Source organism: Enterococcus hulanensis (assembly GCF_005405485.1).
Lineage (GTDB): Bacteria > Bacillota > Bacilli > Lactobacillales > Enterococcaceae > Enterococcus_A > Enterococcus_A hulanensis.
Genome location: NZ_BJED01000024.1, coordinates 47,286 through 55,688, shown reverse-complemented (window position 1 = coordinate 55,688; position 8,403 = coordinate 47,286). Strand labels below are relative to the sequence as shown.

The 8,403-nt window shown below is 38.7% G+C and carries 4 protein-coding genes; all 4 read left to right on the top strand.

Translation table 11 applies throughout. From position 1 onward, the window contains the following. The first annotated feature begins 996 nt into the window (after nucleotides 1-996). Genes FFR60_RS20330 through FFR60_RS20315 form a run of 4 tightly spaced genes read left to right on the top strand, consistent with a single transcriptional unit; the run spans nucleotide 997 to nucleotide 8,345 of the window. Nucleotides 997-1,809 (top strand): ABC transporter permease, encoded by an 813-nt coding sequence (locus FFR60_RS20330; protein WP_137665589.1) that lies wholly within the window; start codon nucleotides 997-999, stop codon nucleotides 1,807-1,809. A gap of 14 nt (nucleotides 1,810-1,823) precedes the next feature. Further along, nucleotides 1,824-3,029, top strand: a complete 1,206-nt coding sequence (locus tag FFR60_RS20325) for an ABC transporter ATP-binding protein (RefSeq protein ID WP_137665588.1) — start codon at nucleotides 1,824-1,826, stop codon at nucleotides 3,027-3,029. Between the two features lie 2 nt (nucleotides 3,030-3,031). Further along, entirely contained in the window at nucleotides 3,032-6,193 is a 3,162-nt protein-coding gene (locus FFR60_RS20320; RefSeq protein WP_137665587.1) for a glycosyltransferase, read from the top strand. 4 nt (nucleotides 6,194-6,197) lie between these two features. Then, complete coding sequence (locus FFR60_RS20315; protein WP_137665586.1) at nucleotides 6,198-8,345, top strand: glycosyltransferase family 2 protein; 2,148 nt, start codon at nucleotides 6,198-6,200, stop codon at nucleotides 8,343-8,345. The last annotated feature ends 58 nt before the right edge of the window (nucleotides 8,346-8,403 follow it).

Genomic DNA, 8,403 nt, shown 5'->3' with positions numbered 1-8,403 from the left:
ACTAGTCCTAAAAAGGTCGATTATGATCGTTTAGCTAAATATAAAAAAGCCATTGCTAAATTAGAAAAAGTAATTAATGAGGCGAATAAGAATAATTACTGAAACGTTATCTACGGATATATACTTCTAAAATAAAAATATAATCGATTTTGTAGATGACTATTCTCTAGCATTGATAAAATGAATAGAATACTGAATTGGCTAATAAAAATGAATATCTATAACAATATCAGAAACGCGTGTATATGTTTTTTACGACCATCTTTTGAAAATTTCTCAAATTTTTTAAAAATATCAAATTATATTAATAATTTGTCATGATATCCCTGAGTGTTTTGCAATAGTGAGGTTCGGGCCAAATATTTAAGAAAAAATACATTCTATTATGTGTTTACAATAAATGCGATATATGATTACTTGGTGCTTAATATTTGGTAAAGCGGACAGATATTTTAGGGGATATTCTATTTCGTAAATAAGATTTCTTCTTAGATGGAAGTAATCCGGGACTAACAGATCGAATTTCAGAAATAAGAAGGGGAAGGATGTACTTCCAGTTCGTGCGGAGAAACAAAAGCACTTAATTTGCTTAGTAATGTAGCTAGTATACAATAAGGAAAATTTAATAGAAAATGAGAGACAGTAGGTCACTTAAAATATTTTATTAAAAAAATGAACATTTACATGTTGCGACAGTGAAATATTAAATCAGAATAAAAAACTTAATAAAATTTTAGCTCGCTTAATAGACGGGCTATTTGGCGTGTGAACGAATTAAGACGAAGTTTATCTATCAATTTTGAAACTAGCAGACGAGAAGGGGAATACAGGCTTAATTTCAACTGATAATATGCAGAGTTAACAGGTGATCAAGTGGTGTTTGGAATTAACGAAGCTTTTCTTAATAATCTTGCTTTTACATATATCTTTCTGTAGAATAATAACGTTAATCAACTGTAGAAATAATAAATCAAGCGTTAGATGAGAGGAATAAAAATGTTCAAAGACTTACTGAGTTTTTTTAAAGAAATTTTTCAAAACCGTACCTTATTAAAACAATTCTCTGTGAATGACTTCAAGGCGCGTTATGCTGGATCGGCTTTAGGTGTTTTTTGGGCTTTTGCTAATCCCTTGGTGATGGTCGTAACCTATTGGTTTGTGTTTGGAGTTGGATTTAGAGCAGCCATGACAGATGGAAAATATCCCTTTATTGTTTTTCTATTAACAGGGCTAGTTCCATGGATGTATTTTTCAGAAGTATTGGGTTCAGCAACGAATGTTTTTCGGGAATACAGCTATTTAGTTAAAAAGGTTGTATTTAACATTCGCATTTTGCCATCGGTAAAATTATTTTCGGCTTTGTATATGCATATATTTTTTATCATCATTGCCTTTATCGTGGGGATTTTTAATCATGTAACACCTAGCCTGCATATTTTGCAGATGTTCTATTATCTCTTTGCGATGATGATGTTCTTGACAGGATTGACTTGGATCACGTCTTCGATCCAGCCATTCTTCCCAGACATTAATCAATTCATTACGGTTATTATGCAAGCATTAATGTGGGGAACTCCCGTCTTATGGAGTATCAATCAATTTGCGGCACATCCCACAATTCAATTTATTCTGAAATTTAACCCAATGTTCTATGTTGTCCAAGGCTATCGGGATGCATTCTTTGGTGAACAATGGTTTTGGGAAAAGCCGTTATTAACGATCTATTTCTGGGTCGTAACTTTAATTCTATTAGTGGTCGGCAGCATTGTCTTCAAACGCTTGAAGCCACATTTTTCTGATGTTTTATAAGGAGATAAATCTAAATGACTGAAACAGTAATTGAAATCAACCACTTAACAAAGAAATACGATATGTATAAAAAGCCTTCTGATCGTTTGAAGGAAGCGCTAAGTCCTACTAGAAAAACCTATCATGAAGTTTTTTACGCCTTGAATGATGTAAATGTAGAAGTAAAAAAAGGTGAGATGATTGGTTTTATCGGAGAAAATGGTTCTGGTAAATCAACGATTTTGAAGATCATTACCGGGGTATTGACTCCTTCAGAAGGTGAAATCAAAATCGAAGGAAATATTGCAGCGCTTTTGGAACTTGGTTCTGGCTTCAATCCTGAATATAGCGGCTATGAAAATATTTTTCTTAATGGGATGGTTTTAGGCTTTTCACGTGAGGAAATGCAGGAAAAGGTCGATGACATCATTAATTTCGCGGATATCGGCGACCATCTGTATCAGCCAGTCAAAACGTATTCCAGCGGGATGTTTGTGCGTCTTGCTTTTGCGGTGGCGATCAATGTCGACCCTGATATCTTGATCGTTGATGAAGCCTTGGCAGTAGGCGACTTGGAGTTCCAATTGAAATGTATGGAGAAATTTACTGAGCTGCGAAATGCTGGCAAAACGATCCTCTTTGTATCACATGATGTGAATGCAGTTCGTCGTTTTTGCGATCGAGTTTATTGGTTGAAGAATGGTGTGGTTGAAGCTGAGGGCGAAACGATGGAAATCACCGAGACCTACGAAAACTTTTTGAAGAAGAAATCATTAAAAACGATCGATCGGGATAATTCTACATCAGAAGATTTTTCTGCTTATGACATTGTAGAAGTAAAATCAGCTGAATTGCTGGATGGCGATTTACAACCGTTAGAAATCATTGAACAAGACAGCAAAGTCGTTGTCAAAGTAACTTATGATGTGAAAGATGACTCGATTAAGAAGCCAGTACTTGGTGTAGCGATTCGAACGGTCGACAATAATTATGTTTGTGGATTGAATACGTTATTAGATGAAGAATCGATTCCTTGGAAAAAGGGAGAAAATGTTTTCTATTTAGAATATGAAAAAATGGCACTTTTAGGCGGCGAGTATTATTTCGACGTAGCCCTTTTTGAAGAAAATGCAACGGTGCCGTTAGTATACAAAACAAGATATGTGACCATGTTCATTACTGGGAAATATGTCGGCGAAGGCATCGTCGTTTTGGATCATAAGTGGAAGGATACGATTTAATTATGAAGTATGATTTTGATTTGTCGCTTGAAGAGCATACGAGTGTGGGGAAAATCATCAGTCAAATCACTGACGGTTCTTCTGTTTTAGAATTTGGACCCGGCAATGGCCGAATGACCCAATATTTGATCAACGAAAAAAAATGTGAAGTATCGATCGTCGAATTTGATCCGGTCTTATTTGAGCACGTCATGGGCTTTGCCCAGGACGGCTTTTTAGGAAACATTGAAGAATACAAATGGAACGAACATTTCGCTGGTAAGAAGTTTGACTTTATTATTTTTGCGGATGTTTTGGAGCATTTGACGGATTCGGAAAAAGCATTAGAAGAAGCCAGCAAATACTTGGCGCCTAATGGCGAGATTTTACTGACTTTTCCCAATTTGGCACATAATTCTGTGTTGATCGATCTATTTAATAATAAGTTGGATTGGAAACAATATGGCTTACTAGATCGGACTCACAATAGTTTTTATACGCAGCAGGGCTTTGAAGAGCTGTTCGAACGGATCGGCCTATCAATTCGGCGAGAAGATTTTACCTACTCGCAGGTTGGACAAAATGAGTTGTCAGCCAGCTACGAGGAATTGCCGGAAATGGTCCGCTATGATTTTAAAAATCGACCGTTTGGCGAAGTTTATCAGTATTTCTATGCGCTGTGTAAAGAAACGGTTGAACATCCGGAACGGGTGGAGCCAATCAATTCCAATTATAATAAACAGATGCAGCTTGCTTATCTGATCAATGACAAGTTTGAAGTTGAGCCTTATATTTTTAATAATCAAACTAATGAGAATAAAACGACGGTCCATCAAGCACCAGCGAGTACTGAAAAGTTACGGATCGTTATCGGCAAGGTTCCAGCGTCGATCCAGCTATCCGTTGTCGTTGATAATAAATTGCTGAAAATCGAGGAAACGAATGCTTCTTGGTATCAAGAAGATCTTTTTATGTTCCCTGATGTCACGGAAGAGCCTTATGTTGTCATTGACGGTGCAGCGGTAGCCGGTAAAGAATATACCGTGAATGTAAATGTTCTAAATGAAGAAGAATTTTTCCCATCTGAAGTCAAAGTGATGGATGATGTCGCGAGTGAAAAAGAAAAGAATCGTTTGCTTCAATTAAAATTAAACTATTTTGATAAATTTGATTATCAATTAAAAAATATCCCTTATGCGGAGGCAAACGCTGAAATAGAAGGGATCAAACTGACAATTGAATCGATCGAAAACAATGAATCGGAAAACGAAGCAATCATCAAGGGCTGGGGCTTTTCAGAGGCGACTAAACGACCGTTAGATTATTTATTAGCTGAATCAATGAATCCACTGCAAGTGAACCTAATCTATCGACCAGATGTGAATGAAGTCTTTGGGATTGATTCAACCGAAAAATTTGGTTTTATTTTAACGGCGAGGAATATGCAAGTAACTGATGGTATTAAGCTGTTAGTTTTAGATGATCAGGATCAAGTTTATCCGATTATGGCCAAAAATACGCAGGCTGCTAGCACACCAGTAACGAGAAAAATTCGCCATTTGCTTGGTTCTATCAAACGCAATGGTTTTTCTGGCGCGGTCAAAAATTACCAGCGTTCAAAACAGCAAAGTGCGAGTTACGAAGAGTGGATGACGAAGGTTGAAGAACCAACCCGTGCACAGCTTATCGAAGCGTCAAAGGACTTAACCTTCCAACCCAAAATTTCTTTGGTAGTGCCAGTTTACAATGTTGATGAAAAATGGCTGCGCGCTTGTGTGAAGTCGCTGACAGATCAGGTTTATTCGAATTGGGAACTTTGCTTAGCAGATGATGCTTCGCCAAAAGCGCATATCAAACCGTTACTGGAAGAATTAGCGTCTGCGGATGAGCGGGTGAAAATTGTTCTTCGTGAAAAAAATGGACACATTTCAGAAGCAACAAACTCAGCGATTGAGATCACAACTGGCGATTATATTGGTTTTATGGATAATGATGATATTTTAGCTGATACGGCATTATTAGCAGTTGTCAATGCACTGAACGAAAACCAAAATCGCGAATTTATTTATACGGATGAGGACAAATTGTCCATGAGCGGCAAACGCTTTGACCCTTTCTTCAAACCGAATTGGAATGAAACCCTATTACTAGGTCACAATTACATTACTCATTTTGTGGTGGTAAAACGTTCGATTATAGAGACCGTTGGCGGATTACGAACGGAATTTAATGGTAGTCAGGACTATGACTTTGTTTTGCGTGCTACCGAAGCGGCGAAGGAAATTCACCATGTTTCAAATATTCTTTACCATTGGCGTACGATCGAAACATCTGTCGCTATGGACCCGCAAAGTAAAGAGTATGCTTATGTGGCTGGACAAAATGCTGTGCAAGCGGCTCTTGAACGACGCAAACTTGATGGTGTCGTATCAATGACAAAAAATTATGGGGCCTATAAGATCGACTTTAGGTATGAAACAGAGCCTAAGGTTTCAATCGTTTTAAGTGGCAAACCTAGCGAAAAGCAGTTGAAGAAACTCTTAGCGACTGAATGGAACGAGTTTGAAATTTTAGCAAGCAGCACAGACATTAAAGATGCACGCATTCGAGCTTTTGCTGGCAAGAATGAGAACGAATTAGCTAGAGAAGCTGCTGGAGAGTTCTTAGTATTCTTAACCGCAGAATTGGTGCCTACAGAAAATACTTGGCTGCAAGAAGCGATGAACTTTGTTCGTTTACCGAATGTTGGAGCAGTCGTGGGAAAAGTCATCAGTAAAGATGATGCCATTTTAAATTGCGGTGTGATTATTGATCCAGCTCATGAACGGGTAGTGTATGAACAGCAAGGTCTATCCAATAAAACAATTGGGACTTATTTCCGTCCTGCGTTACCGCGAGAAATCTATACAGCAACAGAAGATGTGTTGATCCTCCAGAAAGATGCGTTTTTGACTCTGGGTGGTTTTGATATGGAACTACCTGCAGAGATCAAAGGAATTGATTTTTCGATTCGCTTAGCGAAGGAAGAGAAAAAGTTGATTTTTGATCCGTATTTTGAAGTGCGCTATTCTGGCGAAAACCACTTTAACGTAAAAAAAGAAGCATACGAAGCTTTGACTAATAAATATTCTCAAGAATTGAACGATCCATTGATCAATCCAAATCAATTCAGCATAGGAGGTTAATCCGATGGCAAAAAATGAACAAGTTTGCATTGATCAATGCAGGTTTCAGTCAGAAACAAAACAATTAGAAATTACAGGCTGGGCACTCGACCTTGCTTCAAAAAAAGTGCCGACATTCGTCCTTTCTGCGGAAAATGTGATCAGCAGCAAAATTGAATGGTATCCTCGTTCAGATGTGGCTGCTGCCCACAAAACGAGCGCAAGTTTGCAAATGGGATTTAGTTTGAAACTTTTTGTGGAGAATCCGGCAGAAAAAATTACGCTTGATTTTCGTTTTGATGATCTAATACAAACACAAACCTTTGTACCCAACGAAAACATTGTAAGAGAGCCAAAGCAGCCATCTCAAATACAGGCACTTTACGGCAAAACACGTAAAGCGCTGAGCTATTTAAAACGTAATGGTTTAAAAAATACCTTGCGGAGGGTCAAGCTGGAACAAAGCAAGCAATCCGATGAAAGCTATCAACAATGGATTGCCGAAAACGAAAACTGGAACATAGAAGCGATCAAAGCTGAAATCATGGCATTCGAATACCAACCGGTAATCTCGATTTTGATGCCCGTTTATAATGTAGAAGAAAAATGGCTGGCGAAATGTATCGAATCTGTTCAGAATCAGTTTTATCCAAAATGGGAATTATGTATGGCTGACGATCATTCTACTGACGCGTCAGTAAGACCGTTACTAGAAAAATTTGCAGCTCAAGACTCGCGAATCAAGATCGTCTTCCGTTCTGAAAATGGACATATCTCTAAAGCGACTAATTCGGCATTAGAAATCGCGACAGGTGAGTTTGTTGCCTTGCTGGACAACGACGATGAATTAGCACCGATCGCCTTATACGAAGTGGCAAAATGCTTGAATAAAAATGCCGATTTGGATTTGATTTATAGCGATGAAGACAAAATCGACATGGCAGGCAAACGATTCGACCCAGCCTTCAAACCAGATTGGTCGCCAGATCTATTACTGGGAACAAATTACATTTCCCACTTAGGCATTTATCGCCGTTCAATCATGGAGAAAATCGGCGGTTTCCGTGTCGGTTATGAAGGCTCGCAGGATTATGATTTGGTTCTACGCTTTACAGAGCAAACCACTGCTGATCGAATCGCACATATTCCGCAAATTCTATATTACTGGCGGATCTTACCAAGCTCAACGGCAGCCGATCAGTCAACGAAGAGCTATGCCTTCGATGCTGGCTTAAAAGCTGTCCAGGATGCAATCAATCGTCGTGGAATCAAAGCGACAGTCAATCACGCAGCAGGAAATGGGTTGTACGATGTAGACTATCAAGTACTTTCGGAGGATCTAGTCAGTGTGATCATTCCTACACGTAACGGCTATGACGATGTGAAGCGTTGTGTTGATTCCATCATCGAAAAAACCACCTATCCTAATTACGAAATCGTAATGGCGGATAACGGCAGCGACCAGCCTGAGATGCAGGAGCTCTATGCAAATTATCAAAAACAATTAGGTGAACGATTTATTGTCGAATCAATCGATATTCCCTTTAACTATTCACGTATCAATAATTTAGCTTCAAAAGTCGCTAAGGGAAAATATCTGTTGTTTCTAAACAATGATACCGAAGTGATTACACCAGAATGGATGACAAAAATGGTCTCCTTTGCACAGTTCGAGCGGATTGGCTGTGTTGGTACAAAATTATACTATCCCAACAATACGATTCAACACGCAGGTGTAATTCTTGGAATGGGCGGCGCCGCCGGACACGGACATCACACCTTCCCTCGTGGAGACTTCGGTTATTTCGGAAAACTTGAGATTAACGTAGATTATTTAGCAGTTACCGCAGCCTGCATGATGATTCGTGCGAAAGACTTTATAGAAATCGGCGGGTTCAATGAAGAGCTGACTGTCGCTTTCAACGATGTCGATCTATGCTTAAAAGAATACGAAAAAGGCCATAACAATGTATGGCTTCACGCTGTAGAATTGTATCACTTCGAATCCCAATCCCGCGGATACGAAAATACACCAGAAAAACAGGCCCGCTTCGACAAAGAAACGAAGTATATGGAAGAAACTTGGGCTGGATATATTGAGAATGATCCATATTACAATCCCAATTTGACAAGAGTTGGAGGAGATTTTTCGGTGAGGTTGAAGGATAACTGATCTAGATTTAAACTGTACCGACCTCCAGAAGTTAGATTTTTTTGGGGTCGGTATTTTT